This is a genomic window from Streptomyces sp. NPDC048297, assembly GCF_043201585.1.
In the GTDB taxonomy this organism is placed as follows: Bacteria; Actinomycetota; Actinomycetes; order Streptomycetales; family Streptomycetaceae; genus Streptomyces.
Genome location: NZ_JBICZA010000038.1, coordinates 17,106 through 37,738, shown reverse-complemented (window position 1 = coordinate 37,738; position 20,633 = coordinate 17,106). Strand labels below are relative to the sequence as shown.

The window sequence follows — 20,633 nt, the reverse complement described above, 5'->3', positions numbered from 1 at the left end:
CATGCAGACCGTGACTGCCGTCGCCCACCGCGGCGACCCCTACCTCGTCCGCGAGAACACCCTCGACTCCCTGCGGTCCGCGCTCGAACGGGGCGCGGACGCGGTCGAGATCGACGTCCGGCTCACCCGCGACGGCGTCCCCGTGCTGCTGCACGACGAGACGCTGAAGCGGTTGTGGGACGTCGACCGGCCGCTGTCCGCGCTGTCGGCCGAGGAGGTGCGCGATCTGACGGGCGGCGGCGTGCCGACGCTGGCGCAGGCGCTCGCGGCGACGGACGGCAGCCGGGTCATGGTGGACATGTGCGGCCGGGTGGGCCGGCGGGTCGCGGAGCGGGTCGTGGACGTCGTCCGGCAGGAAGGCGCCGGGGAGCGGGTGTACTACACGGCGGAGGCGGAGGCCATGCTCGCGGTCCGCGCCGCCGACCCGGCCGCCGAGATCGCCCTGACGCGCAAGACCCTGGCCCCGCCCCGGGCCGGCGTGCTGGAGGCGGTGAAGCCGCGCTGGCTCAACTACCGTTTCTCGCTGGTCGACCGGGAGCTGGCGGCCCGCGTCCACCACGACGGCTATCTGCTGTCGGTGTGGACCCCGGACACGCGCCGCTCCATGCGCCGCCTCCTCGACCTGGGCGTCGACTCCATCACCACGAACCGGATCGACACTCTGTGGACACTCAGGCAGCCGTAACCAGCCCTGGGCAGCCATAGCTCAGTCCTGGGCAACCTTGGGCAACTCCCGAGGGGGCGGCGGGGTGATCACCGGCGCGTGCCGCGTTCGCCGCCGCCCATGTCGCCGCTCCCTGTGTCGTCGCCCCGCTCGCCCTCCGCCTGGGACGGCTGGGTCCTCGGGACGTCGGGGTGCTGTTCGGGCACGGAGCGCTCACCGGTCTCGTCGCGTTCGCCCTCGGCCTGCGAGGGTGTCCGCGCGTACCACGTGTCGTCATCCGAGGCTCGGGATGTCATGACGGCCTCCTTCCCTGCACCCCCTCCATGCTCCCCACCCCTCTATGCTCCCTCCCCTCCATGCTCCCTCCCCTCCATGCTCCCTCTCCTCCATGCTCCCTCTCCGCGTGCCTCACGGCGAAACGGGTTCGAGCCGGTGGTCCGTCCCGGTCAGCGCCTCCAGCCGCTTGATCTTCCGCCGTACGACGTACAGCGGGATGACCCCGAACACCCCGAACGACATGTCGATCACGGTCCACCAGAAGGGGATCCCGCGCACCGGTCCGCAGATCAGCGCGAGCGGGATGATGCCGGCGCAGGCGATCATGCCGAACTCGACGACCCAGATGTTGCGGACGGGGTCGCGGTACGGGCCGTAGAAGGCGACCGCGATGACGAGGTGCGCGAACGCCAGCCAGTCCGTGCCGTACAGCACGAAGGGGTATTCGGCGTCGACGGTGTCGAGCCCCTGACGCACCCTCACGATCCAGTCCGTCAGCGCCGGCAGGCGCTGCGGCACGGACAGGGCCCGCAACACGTCCTCGGTCCAGTGGAGTTCGTGCACCAACGGGAACGCGGTGGCCCCGCTCAGCACGAGGCACACGACGAAGAAGGCCAGCCAGGCGCGTATGCCCTTGAGTTGGGCGGCTCTGTCGCTCATGACAGGAGCGTACGCCCGGAATTGAACATGTTCAAAAGGTGGGGACGGCTCCCACGGCTCCCCTACAGACCCACGATCTTGTTCCAGCGCTGGGCGTACTCCACCCGCTCCGTGGACGTGATGTCACGGGCGATGGCCAGACGCCTGCGCATGGTGTCGTCAGGGAAGATCAGGGGGTTGTCGGCGAGGGCGGCCGTGTCCTCGTCCTTGGAGGCGGCAAGGACGTCCTTGGCGGCGGGGACGGGGCACACGTAGTTGACCCAGGCGGCGAGTTCCGCCGCGACCTCGGGGTCGTAGTAGTAGTCGATCAGGCGCTCGGCGTTGGCCTTGTGGCGGGCGCGGTCGGGGATCATCAGGGAGTCCGACCACAGCTCGGCGCCCTCCTCGGGGACGACGAACTGGATGTCGGGGTTGTCCGCCTGGAGCTGGATGACGTCACCGGAGTAGGCCTGGCAGGCGAGGACGTCACCGCTGACCAGGTCCTTGGTGTAGTCGTTGCCGGTGAAGCGGCGGATCTGGCCCCGGTGGACCTCCTTCTCCACGCGGTCGCAGACGCGGTGGAAGTCGTCCGCGGTCCACCGGGTGATGTCGACGCCGTCGCCCTGCATCAGCAGCGCGAACGACTCGTCGAGGCCGGACAGGAGGGTCACGCGACCCTTGAGGTCGTCGGCCCAGAGGTCGGAGACATGGCGGATCTCGCGGCCCAGCTTGCGGCGGTTGTACGCGATACCGGTGATGCCCGACTGCCAGGGCACCGTGTGCAGGCGGCCCGGGTCGAAGGCGGGTGAACGGAGCAGCGGGTCGAGGTACTTGGCCACGTTCGGCTGGTCGGCCCGGTCCATCCGCTGCACCCAGCCGAGGCGCACGAACCGCGCGCACATCCAGTCGCTGATGACGATCAGGTCGCGGCCGGTGGACTGGTGGTTCATCAGCGCGGGGCTGACCTTGCCGAAGAACTCGTCGTTGTCGTTGATCTCCTCGGCGTAGTCGACGGAGATCCCGGTGCGCCCCCGGAACGCGTCGAGGGTGGGCCGCTTGTTGGGGTTGTCGTCGTCGGTGTCGATGTACAGCGGCCAGTTCGCCCAGGTCAGCTTCTTGTCGGTGGCGGAGTCGTCGCGCACGGCCCGGTCGGCGGGCTTCACATAGGCCGCGGGCACCCCGCAGCCGGCCAGAGCGCCGAGGGCGGCGGTGCCGCCGAACGCACGCAGAAGGGAACGGCGGGACACGGGACGCGGAAGCGAGGATGTCTGGGGCACCAAGGAAGGATGCCGTGCCCCCGCACGCAGCGACAATCGACGCTGCGTCAAGCACGCCGGGTGGGACCCGACACCTTGTCGATCACCACCGCGGGGCACGAAGAAGCGGCCCCGGACAGGGAGGTGAACCTGTCCGGGGCCGCAGGGCGCTTGGGACCCTTACGAGTCCTTGGGACCCTTACGAGTCCAGCGACGTCATCACGTGCTTGATCCGCGTGTAGTCCTCGAACCCGTACGCCGACAGGTCCTTGCCGTAGCCGGACTTCTTGAAGCCGCCGTGGGGCATCTCGGCGACCAGCGGGATGTGGGTGTTGATCCACACGCAGCCGAAGTCGAGCTTCTTGGACATGCGCATCGCGCGGCCGTGGTCCTTGGTCCACACGGAGGACGCGAGGGCGTACTCGACGCCGTTGGCCCACTCGACGACCTGGTCCTCGTCGGTGAAGGACTGGACGGTGATGACGGGGCCGAAGACCTCGTTCTGGATGATCTCGTCGTCCTGGTTCAGACCGGAGACGACCGTCGCCGCGTAGAAGTAGCCCTTCTCGCCGACCCGGTGACCGCCGGCCTCGACCTTGGCGTGGGCGGGCAGCCGGTCGATGAAGCCGGACACCTGCTTCAGCTGGTTCGGGTTGTTCAGCGGGCCGAAGGCGACGTCCTCGTCGTCCGGCAGGCCCGTCTTCGTCTCCGCCGCCGCCTTCGCGAGCGCGGCGACGAACTCGTCGTGGATGGACTCGTGGACGAGGACACGGGTCGCGGCCGTGCAGTCCTGGCCGGCGTTGAAGTAGCCGGCGCCCGCGATGCCCTCGACGGCCGTGGCGATGTCGGCATCCTCGAAGACGACGACCGGGGCCTTGCCGCCCAGCTCCAGGTGGACGCGCTTGACGTCCTTGGAGGCGGACTCGGCGACCGAGATGCCCGCGCGGACGGAGCCGGTGATGGAGGCCATCGCCGGGGTCGGGTGCTCGACCATCTGACGGCCGGTCTCACGGTCGCCGCACAGGACGTTGAAGACGCCCTTGGGCAGGATCGAGCCGATGATGTCGGCGATCAGGACGGTCGAGGCGGGGGTGGTGTCCGAGGGCTTCAGGACGACCGTGTTGCCCGCGGCGATGGCCGGGGCGAACTTCCACACGGCCATCATCATCGGGTAGTTCCACGGCGCGACCTGGGCGCAGACGCCGACCGGCTCGCGGCGGATGATCGAGGTCAGACCGTCCATGTACTCGCCGGCCGAGCGGCCCTCGAGCATACGGGCCGCGCCCGCGAAGAAGCGGATCTGGTCGACCATCGGCGGGATCTCCTCGTCCCGCGTGAGGCCGGTCGGCTTGCCGGTGTTCTCGACCTCGGCGGCGATCAGTTCCTCGGCACGCTCCTCGAACGCGTCCGCGATCTTCAGGAGGGCCTTCTGGCGCTCGGCCGGGGTCGAATCGCGCCAGGCCGGGAAGGCCGCGGCGGCGGCTGCCATCGCGGCGTCGACGTCCGCCTGCCCGGACAGCGGCGCGGTCGCGTACGCCTCACCCGTGGCGGGGTTGACCACCTCGGTGGTCCGTCCGTCGGCGGCGTCCCGGAACTCACCGTCGATGTAGTTGCGCAGACGACGCAGCTCGGTGCTCACTGCCGGCCTCCTGATCTGTTCGAGGGTTCGATCTCTGCAGCGTGTCCGGCCCGTGTGGCCGTCCGGTCGCTGAGACAACCCAACCCTAGTCGGCCGACCCACGTTTTCAACACCCCTGACGCCATCAGTTCTGCGAAATCCGCAAGCTTCGGAGCCTGAAACAACGAATTTCATTGCTCGGGCCTTGCGAAACTGTCGAGGTCTCGTGCACAGTGAGGTCGTGGCCAGTCGAAGCGCAGACCAGAGGGACTCGTCCCGCGAGTCCAGGAACGGCACTCCTACGTTGGATGCCGTCTCCCTCGCCATCATTCAGCAGCTCCAGGAGGACGGCCGCCGGCCGTACGCCGCGATCGGCAAGGCCGTCGGCCTGTCGGAGGCGGCGGTGCGCCAGCGCGTCCAGAAGCTGCTGGACCAGGGCGTGATGCAGATCGTCGCCGTCACGGACCCGCTCACCGTGGGCTTCCGCAGGCAGGCGATGGTCGGGATCAACGTCGAGGGCGATGTCGAGTCGATCGCGGACGCGCTGACCGGCATGTCGGAAGTCGAGTACGTGGTGATGGCCGCGGGCTCGTTCGACATCCTCGCGGAGATCGTGTGCGAGGACGACGACCACCTGCTGGACGTCATCAACAAACGCATCCGGGCGCTGCCCGGCGTGCGCTCCACCGAGAGCTTCGTCTACCTGAAGCTGAAGAAGCAGACCTACATGTGGGGAACCCGATAACCGTGACCCAGAAGGACCTCAGCCGCACCGCGTACGACCACCTGTGGATGCACTTCACCCGCATGTCCTCGTACGAGAACTCCCCCGTCCCGACGATCGTCCGGGGCGAGGGCACCTACATCTACGACGACAAGGGCAAGCGCTACCTCGACGGTCTCGCGGGCCTCTTCGTGGTCCAGGCCGGTCACGGCCGCACGGAACTCGCCGAGACCGCCTTCAAGCAGGCCCAGGAGCTGGCCTTCTTCCCGGTGTGGTCCTACGCCCACCCGAAGGCCGTCGAGCTGGCCGAGCGCCTCGCCGACTACGCCCCGGGCGACCTGAACAAGGTCTTCTTCACCACCGGCGGCGGCGAGGCCGTCGAGACCGCCTGGAAGCTCGCCAAGCAGTACTTCAAGCTGCAGGGCAAGCCGACCAAGTACAAGGTCATCTCCCGCGCGGTCGCCTACCACGGCACCCCGCAGGGCGCCCTGTCCATCACCGGCCTGCCGGGCCTGAAGGCCCCGTTCGAGCCGCTGGTGCCGGGTGCGCACAAGGTGCCGAACACCAACATCTACCGCGCCCCGCTCTTCGGTGACGACCCGGAGGCCTTCGGCCGCTGGGCCGCCGACCAGATCGAGCAGGAGATCCTCTTCGAGGGCCCCGAGACCGTCGCCGCGGTCTTCCTCGAGCCCGTGCAGAACGCCGGCGGCTGCTTCCCGCCCCCGCCCGGCTACTTCCAGCGCGTGCGCGAGATCTGCGACAAGTACGACGTCCTGCTCGTGTCGGACGAGGTCATCTGCGCCTTCGGCCGCCTGGGCACGATGTTCGCCTGCGACAAGTTCGGCTACGTCCCGGACATGATCACCTGCGCCAAGGGCATGACCTCGGGCTACTCCCCGATCGGCGCCTGCATCGTCTCCGACCGCGTGGCCGAGCCGTTCTACAAGGGTGACAACACCTTCCTGCACGGCTACACCTTCGGTGGTCACCCGGTGTCCGCCGCGGTGGGTCTCGCCAACCTCGACCTGTTCGAGCGCGAGAACCTCAACCAGCACGTGCTGGACAACGAGGGCAACTTCCTCCAGACGCTGCAGAAGCTGCACGACCTGCCGATCGTCGGCGACGTCCGCGGCAACGGCTTCTTCTACGGCATCGAGCTGGTGAAGGACAAGAACACCAAGGAGTCCTTCAACGACGAGGAGACCGAGCGCGTCCTGTACGGCTTCCTCTCCAAGGCGCTCTTCGAGAACGGCCTGTACTGCCGTGCCGACGACCGCGGCGACCCGGTCATCCAGCTCGCCCCGCCGCTGATCTCCAACCAGGAGACCTTCGACGAGATCGAGCAGATCCTGCGCGCCACCCTCACCGAGGCGTGGACGAAGCTCTGAGTTCTCAAAGGCTTCTGAGTTCCCAGACGCCCTGAGTCCCCGGAAGCCCTGAGCTCTCGAAGCTCTGATCATCCGCCTGGATGATCGCCACCGGCCCCGGCGCCCTCCGTTCGAGTGAGAACGAGGGCCCGGGGCCGTGTGCTGTCCGGCCTCTGTACGGCCTCTGCCTAGCGTGCCAGTGACCGATCGGCCCAGCCTTCGTTCCCCCACACGGGGGACGAAGCACGGGAAAAACGGATCAGAACCGAGGTGTACGCCATGGAGGCCCCGCCGGACAACGACGTGCTCTGGGCACGCTCCCTGCACTACAGGCACCCCGACGGCTCGCCCGGGATCACCGGGGTCTCGCTCGGTGTGCGGCAGGGCGAGATCCTCGCCGTCAGCGGACCGCGCGGCAGCGGCAAGACGACCCTGCTGCGCTGCCTGTCCGGTCTCCACCGGGCACAGCGCGGCGAGGTGTGGTTCAACAGCTCGCCCGTGCACACCCTGGGCCCGATGGCCCGCGAGCGGCTGCGCCGCGACCGGTTCGGCTGGATCGACCCGGCCCCGGCGCTCGTACCGGAACTGAACGTCTGGGAGAACGCCGCGCTCCCCCTGATGCTGCGCGGCACCGGCCGCCGCCGTGCCAAGGTCGCCGCCCTGGAGTGGCTGGAGCGGCTGGACGTCGGCGACCGCGCCCGCAAGCGCCCGCACGAGCTGCTGCACGCGCAGCGCCAGCGCGTGGCCATCGCCCGCGCGCTCGCCACCGGGCCCACGGTGCTGTTCGCCGACGAGCCGACGGCTCCGCTGCACCGCGCCGAGCGCGGGCACGTGCTGCGCACGCTCACCACGGCGGCCCGCTCGCACGGCATCACCGTCGTCCTCGCCACGCACGACGCCGACACCGCGGCCCTCGCCGACCGCACGGTCGCGATGCTGGACGGGCGGCGCGTGAAGACCGTGCACCTGCCGGAGGTCGCCGAGGCGGAAGGCCGGGCCGCGTGCTCGCTCTCCGTCTGACCGGTACGGCCCGGCCCGCCGTACAACTGCGCCGCCTGCTGGTGGCCGCGGCCTCGGCGGGCACCGGCTTCCTCCTGCTCGGCGCCCTCGGCTACGCGATGGGCCACCCCCAGACACCGGGCGCGGCGGTGCTGCGCCTGGCCTGGTGCGTGGTCCCGATCGCCGCGACGGTGTACCTGGCGCTCGCGGTGGCCCGCACGGACCCCGGAACCCGGCCCCGGCCGGGGCTCTCGGCCGTGGGGCTCGGCCCCGCGCGCCTGATGGGCATCTCGTGTCTGACCACGGCGCTCGCCTGCGTCCTGGGCTCGGCGGTCGCCCTGCTGGTCTTCCTGCATCTGCGCGGCGACCTGGACGGCCTGCCCTTCGACGGCGCGGCCTCCCGGTTCCTCGCCGCCGACCGGCCCCTGCCCGTCGGGGCGACGCTGATCCTGCTGGCCCTGGTCCCGGTGGCCGCCTCGGCCGCCGTGGCGCTCTCCCTGCGCCCGAGGGACCCGCGCCCGGAGGTCAGGGGGGCACGGAGATTCGGCCGCTTCGGGTCGTACGGTCATACGACGGGACGGGACACGTTCGGGGCGTACGGCAGGTTCGGCGCGCGGTGGTACACCGCGGTACGGCAGAAGCCGGGCGGGTCCGGGACGAACGCCGAGGCCGGAACCGGGGCCGGAGACGGAGCCGGGGCCAGAGGCGGGGCCGGGGCCCGAGCCGGAGCCGGGGCCGGGGCCAGAGGCGGCAGTGAGCCGGCATCCGCGGTGCAGGACGGCGACGCCGGCCCGGAGGCCCTTGGCACCGGCACCGGCACCACAGAGGTCCCCGGCACCGGCACCGGCGTCACGGAGATCCCCGGCACCGGCGCCCCGGAGGCCGCCGTCCCCGTTGACTGGTCCGGCGTGCTCCCCGCCCCCGCGCCGCCGCGCGAGGTGCCGGCGGGGCTCCCCTGGGGCATCGCCCTGCTCGCCGCCGGGCTCGCCGTGCAGGCCTACGCCGGCCGCTCGACGCCGACGCCGACGCTCACCGACCTGCCCGTCGAGGCGGTCGCGGTGCTGGCCGGCTGGATCGTCACCGCCTTCGGACTGGTCCTGGCCGCGCCGGGGCTCACCTACCTGTGCGGGAGGCTCCTGCAGTCGGCGGCGCCGGGTGCGCTCAGGCTGCTGGCGGGCCGGGTGCTGATGGCGGAGGCGACCCGCATCGGGCGCCCGCTGGGCGTGATCTGCGCGGTGGCCTCCGCCGCCTTCGCCATGACCGCCCGGTACGACGGCTTCAGCCCCTCCTTCGGCCCGCTGAGCACGCTCGGCCTGCTGGTGGTCTCCGGCTGCACGCTGGCGACCCTGCTGACCGCCGCCGTCGAGGCCCGCCAGTCCCGCGCCGACACCATCGCCGCCCTGCTGCGCCTCGGCGCCCCGGCCACGATGCTGCGCAGCGCCGCCGCCCTGCGCGCGGGCGCCCTGCTCGCCCTGTTCGTCCCACTCACGCTGGTGATCGCGAACCTGGCCGTGCTCGCGCGCTGAAGTTGTCCGAAAAAATTTCCGGACCGCCGATGATTCTCGCGACGGCCCGGAGTCTGAAGAGCCGTACGACGACAAACGCACGGACCACAGGGAGAGCCCCGATGTACCAGCAGATGATCTTCGTCAACCTGCTCACCGACGACGTCGCCGCCACGAAGAGGTTCTTCACCGAGCTGGGCTACACGATCAACCCCCAGTTCAGCAACGACGACTGTGCGTGTGTCCAGATCAGCGACACCATCGTCGCGATGCTCATGACCAAGCAGCACTGGTCCCAGTTCACGCAGAAGGAGCTGGTCGACTCGACCAAGGCGAGCGAGGTGCTCCTGTGTCTGAGCGCCGAGAGCCGCGAGAAGGTGGACGAGCTGGTGGACAAGGCCCTCGCGGCCGGCGGCACCGTGCACAGCGAGCCCCAGGACCACGGCTTCATGTACGGTCGCTCCTTCGACGACCTCGACGGCCACACCTGGGAGGTCATGTGGATGGATCCGGCCGCGGTGCAGGCCCAGGGCTGAGCCCCAAACGTCCCGGCGGCTAACAAAACCGTAAAGTCAACGGCCGTTGGTGGCATATGCATTGACAGTTCTTACGGAGCGCTTATAAACCTGTGAGCCTCTTGGGGAAGTTGGGGCCCCGCGTCTCGTCCGGCGCCCCAACTCGCCCACAACCCCCCGCAGTTATGCACTCTGTAAAGGACAAGCGTTGTCCATATCTCGTCGTGGCGCACGTCGTTCCGTGCGCATTCTCGGTGTTGCCTCCGCTTCCGCCGCGCTGGCCCTCGGGGTCGCCGGCCAGGCGCTCGCATGCAACATCAGTGAGTTCTCCGCCGAAGCCAAGTGCGAGGGCGGCAAGGGCAGCATCGTCGTCACCGACAAGGACGGCTCCGGCACCCCGGCCACCATCACCGTGTTCCTGAAGAGCCCTGCCGGTGTCGAGACTCCGGTCGGCCAGCCGCAGGAGGTCAAGGGCTCGCGCGAGGGGACGGCTGTCACCTTCAACGAGGACTGGAAGCCGAACGCGACCTACCGCGTCCACGTCAAGGTCGACACCGACCGGGTCCACATTGACGAGGACATCATCGGCTCGCCTCTGACCACCCCGGCCGAGGGCTGCTCGAAGGACGAGTCGACCCCGCCCGCAACCCCGTCCGCGTCCCCGTCGGAGTCCACTGCGCCTCCGGCCGAGGAGTCCTCGGCCCCGACCCCGTCGGCGTCCGAGAGCACCCCCGCCCCGGCCGCCACCCCCGGCGGCAACGCGCCGTCCCCGGCGACCGGTGACTCGAACCTCGCCGAGACCGGTGCGAACTCCAACACCGGCCTGATCGCCGGCGTCGCCGGTGTGCTGGTCGTCGTCGGCGGTGGCGCGGTCTTCTTCGGCATGCGCCGCCGCGGGGCGAACAACCGCGGCTGACGCCGCACTTCGCCACACCGCTCGTTCAAACGCTGCGGCCCGTCCCCGTATCCCCGGGGGACGGGCCGCAGCCATGTCCGCGGAGGGGCGGGCCGCAGCCGGGGCCACAGGGGCCGTGCCGCAGCCGTGCCCATGCGCGTGGGGGGCGGAGACCGCCCCCGGTCGTGGTCAGCCGAAGCTGGAGCGCTCCAGCCAGAAGTCCAGCACCTCGCGCTCGCCCAGCACGTCGAGGCCGGGGGCCTCCGGCGGCAGCCGCCGGTAGAAGGCGAGCAGGACAGAGGTGAGCGGGCCGCGCAGGGCGACGGTGGCCTTCTCGTGGCCGCGGCGCCAGCCGAAGCCCTCCTCCCCCAGCTCGATGATCCACTCGGCGTTCAGCTCCGGGGCGGCGTCGGTGGGGTGCAGATGGATGGTGCGGCCGGGGCCCCGCAACTCCTTCGCCTGCGCAAGGGCGCCGGTGCGCTGGGCCCACTCCATGAGTTCGAGCCATTCGTCCACCGTGTCGGCGGCGATCTCGGGCGCCACCTCGTAGGGCACGCCGGCCGTGAGCGCTGCGTCGGCGCGGTGCACGGTGATCTCGTGCGTCATGCGCCGGGCCCAGAAGGCGGTGTCGTGGTTCGCCGACCAGGACCACACCTCGGTGTCGGGGCCGGCCTCGCGCAGCGCGGCGACGACCCGTTCCCCGGTCTGTGCCAGCCACGCGTCCAGGGCCTTCGCGTCGCCCCGCTCCCGCGGTCCGCCGCCGCCCGGCACCTGCTCGTGCGGGACGTTCTCCTGCGCCCGGTTCTCCACGATCGCGGTCACCCAGCGCAGGGCACCGCCGGTGTGCCGTACGAGCTTCTCCAGGGACCAGTCCGGGCAGGTCGGCACGGTGGCGGCAAGGTCCGTGCCGGAGGTCACGATGTCCCTCAACTGGCCTACCTGGCGGTCGATTTCCGCGCAGTAGCGGTCGTGCGTGAGCAAGGTCATGTGCTCACCCTAGGGTCACGACGATCATCCGAGCACGACGATTTCGGCCGCGTCGAACACGACGCCCACCTCGGCCGCGACCTCCGGCGCGTCCCGGAGCGTGCAGGCCGCTTCCAGGGACGGACCGCCGCCCCGGGGCCGCAGGCGGACGGCGACATGGGTGCCCCGGAAGGTGCGGGCGGCAACCGTGCAGGGCAGGCCCTCCGCGGCGGCCACGAGCCGTACGCCGGCGGGCCGGACCAGCAGCGACCGCTCGCCCCGGGGCGAGCCGTCGGGCACAGGCAGCTTGCCCCACGGGGTGTCCGCCGCCGCGTCGCCGACGCTCGCCGGGACCACGTTGTCGAAGCCGAGGAAGCGGGCCACGAACTCGTTCGCGGGCTGCTGCCAGACCTCCAGCGGCGTCCCGGACTGGGCGATCAGGCCGTCCCGCATCACCACCACCCGGTCGGCCAGCGCGAAGGCCTCGCCCTGGTCGTGGGTCACGGCGAGTACCGTCGTCCCCAACCTGCCGAACAGTTCCCGCAGTTCGACGACCAGCCGCTCCCGCAGCGAGCGGTCCAGTTGGCCGAGGGGCTCGTCCAGCATCAGCAGCCGGGGCCGGGGCGCCAGCGCCCGCGCGAGGGCCACCCGCTGCTGCTCGCCGCCGGACAGCGCGGCGACGGCCCGCCCGGCGGCACCGGGCAGCCCGACCAGTTCCAGCAACTTCCGTGCCTCGGCGTCCCGTTCGCCCTTCGGCACCCCGTGCGTCCGCAGCCCGAACGCCACGTTGCCGCCGACGTCCCGCTGCGGGAAGAGCTGGTGGTCCTGGAACATCAGCCCGACACCGCGCCGGTGCGCGGGCACGCCCGCCTGGTCGCGGCCGTCGAGCAACACCCGCCCCGAGTCCAGCTGTTGGAGGCCGGCCACCGCCCGGAGCAGCGTGGACTTCCCGCTGCCGCTGGGCCCGAGCACGCACACCACCTCGTGCTCGGCAACGTCCAGGCCGACCGCGTCGAGCACGGGCCGTCCGCCGAAGCGCACGGTCGCGGCCTGAAGGCTCAGCAGCATCAGAACTCCCCCGTCCGGTCGGTGCGCAGCCGCTCCAGGACGAGCAGCGCGGCGGCGCACACCACCATCAGAATGGTCGAAAGGGCCATCGCCTGGCCGTAGTTGAGGTCTCCGGGACGGCTCAGCAGCCGGGCGACGGCCACCGGGAGCGTCGGGTTGTCGGGCCGGGCGATGAACACGGTCGCCCCGAACTCGCCGAGGGACACGGCGAAGGCGAATCCGGCCGCGACCAGCAACGCCCGCCGCACCAGCGGCAGATCGACCTCCCGCCACACCCGCCAGGGCGAGGCCCCGAGCACGGCCGCCGCCTCCCGCAGCCGTTCGTCCACCGCGCGCAGCACGGGCAGCATGGTGCGTACGACGAAGGGGGCGCCCACCAGAGCCTGCGCGAGCGGGACGAGGATCCAGGACTGCCTGAGGTCCAGCGGCGGCTTGTCCAGCGCGATCAGGAAGCCGAAGCCGACGGTCACGGCGGAGACGCCGAGCGGCAGCATCAGCAGCGCGTCGAAGCCGCGCACCAGGCGTCCCGCGTCCCGGCGGGCCAGCGCGGCGGCGGCCAGGCCTCCGACCAGGACGGCGATGGCGGTGGCGGTGGCGGCGTATTCGAGGGAGGTCCACACGGCGTGCAGCGGCGCCACCAGGAAGGTGCCGCCGTCGGAGTCGGTGAGCGCCCGGTAGTAGCCGAGGCCGGGCGCGTCGAGGGAGCGCCGCACGAGCACGGCGAGCGGCAGCACCAGCAGCAGGGCGATCGTGACGAGGACCCCGGCGAGCAGCGTCCACTGCCCGGCGCCGCGCGGCCGGCGGGCGGTGACGGAGGCGTCCACCAGACGCAGCGCGCTCTCCCTCCGCCGTACCGTCCACGCGTGCACGGCGAGGATCGCGCCGACCGCGACGAACTGGACGAGCGTGAGGACCGCTGCCGTGGCGAGGTCGAACAGCTCGGAGGTCTGCCGGTAGATCTCCACTTCGAGGGTGGAGAAGGTGGGCCCGCCGAGGATCTGGACGACCCCGAAGGAGGTGAAGGTGAACAGGAACACCATCAGCGCGGCAGCGCCCACGGCCGGGGCGAGGGCGGGCAGGGTGACCTTGCGCCAGGCGCCGAGCGGTGAGGCGCCGAGCATGCGGGCGGCGTCCTCCTGGCGCGGATCGAGCTGTGCCCACAGGCCGCCCACCGTCCGTACGACGACCGCGTAGTTGAAGAAGACGTGCGCCAGCAGGATCGCCCACACCGTGGTGTCCAGCCGTACGCCCCACAGTTCGTCCAGCAGCCCGTTGTGTCCGACCAGGGCCAGGAAGGCGGTGCCGACGACCACGGTCGGCAGCACGAACGGCACGGTGACCACGGCCCGCAGCACCTGCTTGCCCGGGAAGTCGAGCCGCGCGAAGACATGGGCGGCGGGCAGCGCGAGCAGCAGGGTGAGCGCGGTGGAGGCGAGCGCCTGCCAGGTGGTGAACCACAGCACGTGCCGGATGTCGGGCTGTGTGACGACGTCCGCGATCCGCCCCAGCCGCCAGGTGCCGTCCGCCTTCAGCCCGCGCGTGACGATCGCGGCGACGGGCCAGGCGAAGAACACGGCGAAGAACGCGACGGGCAGGGCCATGAGCCCCAGCCGCGCCGCGCTCCCGCGCCGGTCCCTGACGGCCGCTTCCGTGGGAGCGGCTACTTCAGTACGAGCGACGTCCACGCCTTGACCCACTGGTCGCGGTTGGCGGCGATCTTGTCGGGGGCCATCGTCTCGGGGTGCGCGGCGGCCGGCCCGTACTTCGTGAAGTCGGCGGGGACGGCCGCGCCCTTGACCACCGGGTACACGAACATGTTCAGCGGCATGTCCTCCTGGAACTCCTTGGAGACCAGGAAGTCGATGAACGCCTTGCCGCCCTTGGTGTTCTTCGCGTTGCTCAGCAGCCCGGCGAACTCGACCTGCCGGAAGCAGGTGCCGTTCGACACGCCGGTCGGGGCCGTGCTCGGCCGCTTCTTGGCGTAGATGACCTCGGCGGGCGGCGAGGAGGCGTACGACACCACGAGCGGCCGGTCGCCGCCGGCCTTCCTGCCCTCGGAGGAGCCGGAGAACTCCTGGTAGTAGGCCTGCTCCCAGCCGTCGACGACCTTGACGCCGTTGTCCTTGAGCTTCTTCCAGTAGCCCTGCCAGCCCGTGTCGCCGTACTGCGCGGCGCTGCCGAGCAGGAAGCCGAGGCCGGGCGAGGAGGTGGCCGCGTTCTCCGTGACGAGGAGGTTCTTGTACGCGGGCTCGGCCAGGTCGGCGAAGGTCTGGGGCGGGGTCAGCTTGTGCTTGCCGAAGTACGCCTTGTCGTAGTTGACGCAGATGTCTCCGTGGTCGACGGGCGTGACGCGGTGCTTGCCCGCGTCCAGCTGGTAGGCGGCGTCGACGGTGTCCAGGCCCTTGGTCTCGTAGGGCTGGAAGAGGCCGTTGTCGAGGGCGCGGGACAGCAGGGTGTTGTCGACGCCGAAGAAGACGTCGCCCTGCGGGTTGTCCTTGGTCAGGACGGCCTTGTTGACGGCCTGTCCGGCGTCGCCGTCCTTGAGGACGCGGACCTTGTACCCGGACTGCCGCTCGAAGTCCGTCAGCACGTTCTTGGAGACGGCCCACGAGTCGTGGCTGACGACGGTGACGGTCTTGGAGTCCTTGGAGTCCTTGGGCGACGCGGTGTCCGTCGAGCCGCACGCGGACAGCGTGACGAGGCCGAGCCCGACGGCCACGGCCACGAACGTCTTGTTCTGCACTGGTTGTCCTCCTGGGTGGGCCAGGAAGAACGCGGCCCCGCCCGGTGACCCGGGCAGGGCACGACAGCTTGAGTGATGACCGAACTTCCTACCCAGAATGACCTGGGCGAGGTTCAGAGGGTCTGCGGCCCGATTGCCGCACTCTCAGCGCTGTGGCGCTCCCCTGTCGGAATATGAAGATGTGAGTGTCTGGTCGAACCCGGCCAGATTACCGCTCGGTGGCCGCGAGCTGACCACAGGCCCCGTCGATCTCCTGACCGCGGGTGTCCCGGACGGTCACCGGCACGCCGTGGGCGGCGATGGCCTCCACGAACGCCTTCTCGTCCTCGGGGCGCGAGGCGGTCCACTTGGAGCCGGGAGTGGGGTTCAGCGGAATGAGGTTGACGTGCACGGGCTTGCCCCTGAGCAGCCGCCCGAGCCGGTCACCGCGCCAGGCCTGGTCGTTGATGTCGCGGATGAGCGCGTACTCGATGGAGAGCCGGCGCCCGGACTTCTCGACGTACTCGAACCCGGCGTCCAGGACCTCGCGCACCTTCCACCGCGTGTTCACGGGGACGAGGGTGTCGCGCAGCTCGTCGTCCGGCGCGTGCAGGGAGATCGCGAGCCGGCACTTGAAGCCCTCGTCGGCGAACCGGTGGATGGCGGGCACGAGACCGACCGTCGAGACCGTGATGCCGCGCTGCGAGAGCCCGAGCCCGTCCGGGGCGGGGTAGGTGAGCGCGCGGATGGCGCCGACGACCCGCTTGTAGTTGGCGAGCGGCTCGCCCATCCCCATGAACACGATGTTGGACAGCCGCGCGGGCCCGCCGGGGACCTCACCGTCGCGCAGCGCCCGCATGCCGTCCACGATCTGGTGGACGATCTCGGCGGTGGACAGGTTCCGGTCCAGACCCGCCTGACCGGTCGCGCAGAACGGGCAGTTCATCCCGCAGCCGGCCTGCGAGCTGATGCACATGGTGACCCGGTCCGGGTAGCGCATGAGCACCGACTCGACGAGGGTCCCGTCGAACAGCCGCCACAGCGTCTTACGGGTCTCCCCCTCGTCCGTCGACAGATGCCGTACGACCGACATCAGCTCGGGAAACAGCGCCTCGCGCAGCTTGTCCCGCGAACCGGCCGGGATGTCGGTCCACTGCTCGGGGTCGTGCGCGTACCGCGCGAAGTAGTGCTGCGAGAGCTGCTTGGCGCGGAACGGCTTCTCCCCGATCTCGGCCACCGCGTCCTTGCGCTCGGCGGGCGTGAGGTCGGCGAGGTGCCGCGGCGGCTTCTTGGCTCCGCGCGGGGCGACGAAAGTGAGTTCTCCGGGCTTAGGCATGGCTCTATCAGTGTCGCAGATCGATTGAGTGCCCCCGCTCGCGTCGATCGGGTCCCCGCTCGCGTACGCGGACGGCGCCCGCCGAGGGAGCGGGACGGGCCCCGTCCTGGGGGCAGGACGGGGCCCGGGGAAGCCTGTCGGCCGGGGCGGGGCTGCGGCGTGGGGTCAGCCGCTGCCGACGAAGAGGACCAGCAGGAGCCAGACCACGGGGGCCGTCGGCAGGAGGGAGTCCAGGCGGTCCATGATGCCGCCGTGGCCCGGGAGCAAGGTGCCCATGTCCTTGATGCCCAGGTCGCGCTTGATCATGGATTCGCCGAGGTCGCCCAGGGTGGCGCTGGCCGCGACGGCGAGGCCGAGCAGGAGGCCCTGCCACCAGGTGCCGTCGTCGATGAGGAACTGCATGCACAGCGCGCCCGCGACCATCGCGAACAGCACCGCGCCCAGCAGGCCCTCACGGGTCTTGCCGGGGCTGATGCGCGGGGCGAGCTTCTTCCGGCCGAAGCGCCAGCCGACGGCGTAGGCGCCGGTGTCGCTGACGACCGTCAGGAGCAGGAAGGTCAGGACCCGCCAGGGGCCGTCGTCGGCGGTGAGCATCATCGCGACGAACGTGGCCAGGAACGGCACGTAGAAGGCGGCGAAGACGCCGGCCGTCACGTCCTTGAGGTAGCCCTCGGGTGGTTCCGTCATGCGCCAGACCAGCACCGCGAGGGACGTCAGCGCCATGGCCACCCACGCGCCCTCGGCACCGCGCACGTACCCGGCGACGACCATCGCCGCACCGCCCACCGCGAGCGGCACCAGCGGCGCCTTGATGCCCTTGCGCTCCTGCAGCCTGCTGGTCAGCTCCCACAGGCCGACGACCACGGCCACCGCCACCACGCCGACGAAAACGGCCTTGACGACGAACAGGGACGCGATGATCACCACACCGAGCCCGACGCCGACCCCTATGGCCGCGCTCAGGTCACGGCCCGCGCTCTTCTTCTGCGGCGCGGGCGCCGGCTGTGGGGCGTCGGGCATGGGCTCCGGATTCTGCGAGGGACTCTGGGCGGGGTCCGGGACGGGAGTCGGCGTCGAATACTGCGGCACGTGGGGTGCGTGGGGTGCGTGGTACGCGTGGTGCGCCTGCTGCGGATCGTAGGACGTCTGGTGCGACTCGTACGACACCGGGTGCGGCTCGTACGACGCCTGGTGCACGTTGTACGACGCCTGGTGCACGTTGTACGACGTCTGGTGCACGTCGTACGAGGCCTGCTGTGCGGCGTGCGAGGCCTGCTGCGGGGCGTACTGCGTGTCGTCCCGGAACAAGGGACCGCTCAGCTGAGCGGCCCCCCGGTCCTCGTCCTGGCCGCCGCCGTACCCGGGTCCGTCGGGCACGATGGGCATGGGGCGAGTCTGCTGCGCCTCAGGCGCATCGTATGCGGGACCCGCCGGCGCAGCCCCCTGGGCGTACCCACCGGCGGTGGGCCCCCAGTAACCGGCCTGCCCCGCCGACGGCGGTGCCCCCCAGGAAGAGTCGCTCATCAGACTTCGAGCAGCTCCGCTTCCTTGTGCTTCAGGAGCTCGTCCACCTGGGCGACGTACTTCGCGGTGGTGTCGTCCAGCTCCTTCTCCGCACGGCGGACCTCGTCCTCGCCGGTCTCCTTGTCCTTGACCAGCTTGTCGAGGGCGTCCTTGGCCTTGCGGCGCACGGAGCGGATCGAGACCTTGGAGTCCTCGGCCTTGTTCTTGGCGACCTTGATGTAGTCGCGGCGGCGCTCCTCGGTCAGCTCCGGGAACGTCACCCGGATGATGCTGCCGTCGTTGCTGGGGTTGACGCCCAGGTCGGAGTCGCGGATCGCCTGCTCGATGTTGCGCAGCGCGCTCTTGTCGAACGGCGTCACGACCGCCATGCGCGGCTCCGGCACGGAGAACGAAGCCAGCTGGTTGATCGGCGTCAGCGCGCCGTAGTAGTCGGCAACGATCTTGTTGAACATCGCCGGGTGCGCACGGCCGGTGCGGATCGCGGCGAAGTCCTCCTTGGCGACCACGACGGCCTTCTCCATCTTCTCCTCGGCCTCGAGGAGGATCTCTTCGATCACCACTTGCTCCTGTGTGTCTTGAGTAAGGCCCGGCTGCGGTTCCTCGATCGGGCGGCGGCCGGCTACGTCGCGTCTTCTTCCTGCACGGTTCCCGACCGGCAGGACATTGTCCATCCCCCGTCCTGGGTGCGTCCCGTCCGTCCACCGGACAGGTGGCGCACCGCGGGCGAGGGGAGTGTGCCGGTCAGGTCCGGCTGCCCTGGTCACCCACCAGCGTGCCGATCTTCTCACCCTTGACGGCGCGCGCGATATTGCCCTCCGCGAGCAGCTCGAACACGAGGATCGGGAGCTTGTTGTCACGGCACAGCGTGATCGCGGTGGCGTCGGCGACCTTGAGGTCGCGGGTGATGACCTCGCCGTAGCCGAGGGCGTCGAACTTGACGGCGTCCGGGTTGGTCTTCGGGTCGGAGTCGTAGACCCCGTCCACACCGTTCTTACCCATGAGCAGCGCCTCGGCGTCGATCTCCAGGGCGCGCTGGGCGGCGGTGGTGTCGGTGGAGAAGTACGGCATGCCCATACCGGCGCCGAAGATGACCACGCGGCCCTTCTCCAGGTGGCGCACGGCCCGCAGCGGGATGTAGGGCTCGGCGACCTGGCCCATGGTGATGGCGGTCTGCACCCGGCTGTCGATGCCCTCCTTCTCCAGGAAGTCCTGGAGGGCGAGGCAGTTCATGACGGTGCCGAGCATGCCCATGTAGTCGGAGCGGGCCCGGTCCATGCCGCGCTGCTGCAACTCGGCACCGCGGAAGAAGTTGCCGCCGCCGATGACGACCGCGACCTCGGCGCCGTCCCGGACGACGGCCGCGATCTCACGGGCGATCTTGTGCACCACGTCGGGGTCCACGCCGAGGCCCCCGCCACCGGAGAAGGCCTCTCCGGACAGCTTCAGCAGAAACCGGCCGCGTACTTTGCCGTCGTCGCTCTTCTGGGCCTTGGTGGTCATGGGGATCCCGCCTCTTTCACGTGGTGCACATACGAAGAAGGCCATTGCCGGTTGGGGTCGCTTTTCGCTCCCATGCGCGGCAATGGCCTCCTCGTCAGATCTGCTGCCGTCCGCCACGTGCCTGGGTGTGGCGGTGTGCGCGGACGACTGCTGTCGACCCTATCGAGATTTCTCCCCGGGTCGCTCGTCGATCGCGGTACGGACTCAGATGCCGACCTTGATGCGCGCGAAGCGCTTCAGGGTGACACCGGCCTCGTCCAGAACCTTCTGGACCGACTTCTTGTTGTCCAGCGCGTACGGCTGGCCGAGCAGCGTGGCGTCCTTGTAGAAGCCGTTCACGCGACCCTCGACGATCTTGGCGATCGCGGCCTCGGGCTTGCCCTCGGCGCGGGTGGTCTCCTCGGCGATGCGACGCTCGGACTCGACGACCTCGGCCGGGACGTCCTCCTTGGAGAGGTACTTCGGCGCGAAGGCGGCGATGTGCTGGGCGATGCCCTTGGCGACCTCGGCGTTCGGCTTGTCCAGCTCGACGAGGACACCGATCTGCGGGGGCAGGTCGGGCATCGTGCGGTGCATGTAAGCGAGCACGAAACCGTCCGCGTACTGCGCGAAGCGGTCCAGGACGATCTTCTCGCCCAGGTTGGCGTTGGCCTCGTCCACGAACGCCTGGACGGTCTTGCCGGGCTCGATCTCGGAGGCGAGGAGCGCCTCGATGTCGGCCGGGGAGGTCTTGGCTACGTGCTCGGCGATGGCCTGGGCCACGGCCTGGAACTTGTCACCCTTGGCGACGAAGTCCGTCTCGCACTTCAGCTCGACGATGACGCCGGAGGAGTTGTCGTCGGCGATGATGGAGACCACAGCGCCGTTCTCGGCGGAGCGGCCCTCGCGCTTGGCGACGCCCTTCTGGCCCTTGATGCGCAGCGCCTCGACGGCCTTGTCGACGTTGCCGTCGGCCTCGTCCAGCGCCTTCTTGCAGTCCATCATGCCGGCGCCGGTGAGCTCACGGAGCTTCTTGACGTCGGCGGCGGTGTAGTTCGCCATGAGTCTGTGAGTCTTTCT

At 70.4% G+C, this 20,633-nt stretch carries 20 protein-coding genes and 1 riboswitch; of the genes, 7 read left to right on the top strand and 13 right to left on the bottom strand.

Translation table 11 applies throughout. The features are described 5' to 3' along the window. Position 1 precedes the first annotated feature (1 nt). A complete protein-coding gene (locus ACGFYV_RS31800) occupies positions 2-685 on the top strand; it encodes a glycerophosphodiester phosphodiesterase (protein WP_393881975.1) in 684 nt (227 codons plus the stop codon). A gap of 68 nt (positions 686-753) precedes the next feature. Here the strand turns inward: ACGFYV_RS31800 and ACGFYV_RS31795 are convergent, their stop codons facing one another. From ACGFYV_RS31795 to ACGFYV_RS31780, 4 genes are all read right to left on the bottom strand, one after another. Next, complete coding sequence (locus ACGFYV_RS31795; RefSeq protein WP_393881974.1) at positions 754-960, bottom strand: hypothetical protein; 207 nt, start codon at positions 958-960, stop codon at positions 754-756. Positions 961-1,072: 112 nt separating this feature from the next. Then, the gene (locus ACGFYV_RS31790) at positions 1,073-1,600 is read right to left on the bottom strand and encodes a hypothetical protein (RefSeq protein ID WP_393881973.1); all 528 of its coding nucleotides are present in this window, start codon (positions 1,598-1,600) and stop codon (positions 1,073-1,075) included. A 62-nt stretch (positions 1,601-1,662) separates the two neighbouring features. Then, positions 1,663-2,856 (bottom strand): PotD/PotF family extracellular solute-binding protein, encoded by a 1,194-nt coding sequence (locus ACGFYV_RS31785; RefSeq protein WP_393881972.1) that lies wholly within the window; start codon positions 2,854-2,856, stop codon positions 1,663-1,665. A 178-nt stretch (positions 2,857-3,034) separates the two neighbouring features. Continuing rightward, on the bottom strand, positions 3,035-4,474 hold the full coding sequence (locus ACGFYV_RS31780) for a gamma-aminobutyraldehyde dehydrogenase (protein WP_393881971.1): 1,440 nt from the start codon (positions 4,472-4,474) through the stop codon (positions 3,035-3,037). A 205-nt stretch (positions 4,475-4,679) separates the two neighbouring features. Between ACGFYV_RS31780 and ACGFYV_RS31775 the strand changes: the two genes are divergently transcribed. The 6 genes from ACGFYV_RS31775 (at position 4,680) to ACGFYV_RS31750 (ending at position 10,479) form a co-directional block, all read left to right on the top strand. After that, positions 4,680-5,198: an Lrp/AsnC family transcriptional regulator gene (locus tag ACGFYV_RS31775; RefSeq protein WP_393881970.1), complete on the top strand. Its 519-nt coding sequence runs from the start codon at positions 4,680-4,682 to the stop codon at positions 5,196-5,198. Further along, the gene (locus tag ACGFYV_RS31770) at positions 5,183-6,565 is read left to right on the top strand and encodes an aspartate aminotransferase family protein (protein ID WP_393881969.1); all 1,383 of its coding nucleotides are present in this window, start codon (positions 5,183-5,185) and stop codon (positions 6,563-6,565) included. The genes ACGFYV_RS31775 and ACGFYV_RS31770 overlap by 16 nt, the downstream gene beginning before the upstream one ends. Positions 6,566-6,823: 258 nt before the next feature. Further along, positions 6,824-7,564, top strand: coding sequence for an ABC transporter ATP-binding protein (locus tag ACGFYV_RS31765; RefSeq protein ID WP_393881968.1), 741 nt, complete (start codon positions 6,824-6,826; stop codon positions 7,562-7,564). Further along, positions 7,546-9,069 (top strand): hypothetical protein, encoded by a 1,524-nt coding sequence (locus ACGFYV_RS31760; RefSeq protein WP_393881967.1) that lies wholly within the window; start codon positions 7,546-7,548, stop codon positions 9,067-9,069. Before ACGFYV_RS31765 ends, ACGFYV_RS31760 begins: the two co-directional genes overlap by 19 nt. A 101-nt stretch (positions 9,070-9,170) precedes the next feature. After that, complete coding sequence (locus ACGFYV_RS31755; protein ID WP_393881966.1) at positions 9,171-9,584, top strand: VOC family protein; 414 nt, start codon at positions 9,171-9,173, stop codon at positions 9,582-9,584. A 187-nt stretch (positions 9,585-9,771) separates the two neighbouring features. Continuing rightward, positions 9,772-10,479 carry an LAETG motif-containing sortase-dependent surface protein gene (locus ACGFYV_RS31750; protein WP_393881965.1) on the top strand — a complete coding sequence of 236 codons (708 nt, stop codon included), beginning with the start codon at positions 9,772-9,774 and terminating at the stop codon, positions 10,477-10,479. 168 nt (positions 10,480-10,647) lie between these two features. On the opposite strand, the gene ACGFYV_RS31745 is transcribed toward ACGFYV_RS31750, so the two are convergent. From ACGFYV_RS31745 to tsf, 9 genes are all read right to left on the bottom strand, one after another. Beyond that, the gene (locus ACGFYV_RS31745; protein ID WP_393881964.1) at positions 10,648-11,445 is read right to left on the bottom strand and encodes a maleylpyruvate isomerase family mycothiol-dependent enzyme; all 798 of its coding nucleotides are present in this window, start codon (positions 11,443-11,445) and stop codon (positions 10,648-10,650) included. 24 nt (positions 11,446-11,469) lie between these two features. Further along, positions 11,470-12,492, bottom strand: coding sequence for an ABC transporter ATP-binding protein (locus ACGFYV_RS31740; RefSeq protein WP_393881963.1), 1,023 nt, complete (start codon positions 12,490-12,492; stop codon positions 11,470-11,472). Continuing rightward, entirely contained in the window at positions 12,492-14,093 is a 1,602-nt protein-coding gene (locus ACGFYV_RS31735; protein WP_393881962.1) for an ABC transporter permease, read from the bottom strand. Before ACGFYV_RS31735 ends, ACGFYV_RS31740 begins: the two co-directional genes overlap by 1 nt. A gap of 59 nt (positions 14,094-14,152) precedes the next feature. After that, on the bottom strand, positions 14,153-15,235 hold the full coding sequence (locus ACGFYV_RS31730) for a thiamine ABC transporter substrate binding subunit (protein WP_393881961.1): 1,083 nt from the start codon (positions 15,233-15,235) through the stop codon (positions 14,153-14,155). A 67-nt stretch (positions 15,236-15,302) separates the two neighbouring features. Further along, positions 15,303-15,410, bottom strand: a riboswitch (TPP riboswitch). Between the two features lie 33 nt (positions 15,411-15,443). Then, positions 15,444-16,550: a 23S rRNA (adenine(2503)-C(2))-methyltransferase RlmN gene (rlmN, locus tag ACGFYV_RS31725; RefSeq protein ID WP_393881960.1), complete on the bottom strand. Its 1,107-nt coding sequence runs from the start codon at positions 16,548-16,550 to the stop codon at positions 15,444-15,446. Between the two features lie 165 nt (positions 16,551-16,715). Then, positions 16,716-18,074 (bottom strand): phosphatidate cytidylyltransferase, encoded by a 1,359-nt coding sequence (locus ACGFYV_RS31720; RefSeq protein ID WP_393881959.1) that lies wholly within the window; start codon positions 18,072-18,074, stop codon positions 16,716-16,718. Then, positions 18,074-18,631 (bottom strand): ribosome recycling factor, encoded by a 558-nt coding sequence (frr, locus tag ACGFYV_RS31715; RefSeq protein ID WP_393881958.1) that lies wholly within the window; start codon positions 18,629-18,631, stop codon positions 18,074-18,076. Before frr ends, ACGFYV_RS31720 begins: the two co-directional genes overlap by 1 nt. A 184-nt stretch (positions 18,632-18,815) precedes the next feature. Then, positions 18,816-19,574, bottom strand: a complete 759-nt coding sequence (gene pyrH, locus ACGFYV_RS31710; RefSeq protein WP_393881957.1) for a UMP kinase — start codon at positions 19,572-19,574, stop codon at positions 18,816-18,818. Positions 19,575-19,778: 204 nt separating this feature from the next. Then, on the bottom strand, positions 19,779-20,615 hold the full coding sequence (gene tsf / locus ACGFYV_RS31705; RefSeq protein WP_393881956.1) for a translation elongation factor Ts: 837 nt from the start codon (positions 20,613-20,615) through the stop codon (positions 19,779-19,781). Positions 20,616-20,633: the final 18 nt, after the last annotated feature.